Source organism: Neisseria sp. P0022.S010, assembly GCF_051956635.1.
This window is the reverse complement of record NZ_JBQCXF010000801.1, coordinates 1-638: the sequence shown is the minus strand read 5'-3', so window position 1 is coordinate 638 and position 638 is coordinate 1. Positions and strand designations below refer to the sequence as shown.

Annotated in this window: 1 protein-coding gene; it reads right to left on the bottom strand. The window is 44.5% G+C overall.

Features of this window, described 5'->3' with window-relative positions; all coding sequences use genetic code 11:
- Window positions 1-176: 176 nt before the first annotated feature.
- Window positions 177-635 (bottom strand): RrF2 family transcriptional regulator, encoded by a 459-nt coding sequence (locus tag ACTHUT_RS21500; protein ID WP_049328858.1) that lies wholly within the window; start codon window positions 633-635, stop codon window positions 177-179.
- Between the last annotated feature and the right edge of the window lie 3 nt (window positions 636-638).

Sequence of the window (638 nt, the reverse complement as noted above, 5' to 3'; positions counted from 1 at the left end):
GTTACTTTTTGCTTGCTCTGGTCGATATCTTTCTATTATTTTAAAATTAACAATGCTGTTTGAAAATCTTAATTTCAGACGGCATTTTTTATTTTTCCGAGTAATACCCCCCTCTATATTGAGAGGCTGATGATTATTTTGATATAGCCGGACTGTTTTTCAGACGGCCTGAAGACTTAATCAACCATTCTGCGTATTTCGTTGATCGGGATACGCGGGGTATAGAGTATGTCGTAGGTTGGTTTGTCCAAAAGATCTTGCAGGGAGTATTGATCTAAATGGTTGAAGAAGGCTTTGATGGCGCCGGTAATGATGCCGGTCAGTCGGCAGGATGGGGTAATGAGGCATTCGTTGTTATCGCCCATGCATTCGACAACCTGCATCGGCTCAAGATGGCGGACGACTGCGCCGATGTTGATTTTTTCTGGAACATCCGCCAAGCGCAAACCGCCACCTTTGCCGCGCACGCTGACCAGAAATCCGCCTTTGACTAATGAGGTAACCACTTTCATCAAATGGCTTTTGGAAATATTGTAAGTCTCGGCAATGGTGCTGATATTGACAAGGGTGTCATCATTGATGGCGGTATAAACCAATACGCGCAATCCGTAATCGGTATGTTGGGTCAGATACATGGC

Bases quoted from the DNA above. Each gene is read 5' to 3' on its own strand.
- ACTHUT_RS21500 (WP_049328858.1), bottom strand. From the start codon at position 635: ATGTATCTGACCCAACATACCGATTACGGATTGCGCGTATTGGTTTAT.